This is a genomic window from Pseudaminobacter sp. Soil_N_29, assembly GCF_057656055.1.
Genome location: NZ_JBDGLC010000034.1, coordinates 1 through 487, shown reverse-complemented (window position 1 = coordinate 487; position 487 = coordinate 1). Strand labels below are relative to the sequence as shown.

The window sequence follows — 487 nt, the reverse complement described above, 5'->3', positions numbered from 1 at the left end:
TCGTCGGCCGCGCTCGAGATCTCGCCGGTGCCGGCATGGATGGTGCCGACGCTGGCCGAGATCGCCAGCAGCGTCTGCTGCAGCTTCTCCACCGAGGCGTTGAAGTCGCCGCGCAGCTTGTCCGCCTGGCCGTGGAACGGAACCTCGATGCGGTGGGTGAGGTCGCCCTGCGCCAGCTTGTCGAGCCCCTCGCCGAGCGCCGCGATCGCGATCTGGCTCTGGCGGTCCTCCTCGGCCTTGCGCGCGGCGGCTGCCGCCCGCTCCTCCTCCGCGCGCTGCCGGCTCGCCGCGGCCTCCGCCTCCAGCCTGAGCTTCTCGATCGCCGCCGCCTTGAACGTCTCGACCGCCGCCGCCATCTGGCCGACCTCGTCGCGCCGCCCCACCGCCGGCACCGCCACGCCGTGGTCGCCCGAAGCCAGCGCCCGCATCGCCGCCGTCATCTGGCTCACCGGCCGCGCGATCTGCCGCGACAGCCACCACGCAATCA

Annotated in this window: 1 protein-coding gene; it reads right to left on the bottom strand. The window is 73.9% G+C overall.

The features are described 5' to 3' along the window. Positions 1–487, bottom strand: a 487-nt coding sequence (locus AC3A4H_RS23615) for a HAMP domain-containing protein (protein ID WP_487768883.1), incomplete at both ends; no start/stop codon positions are given.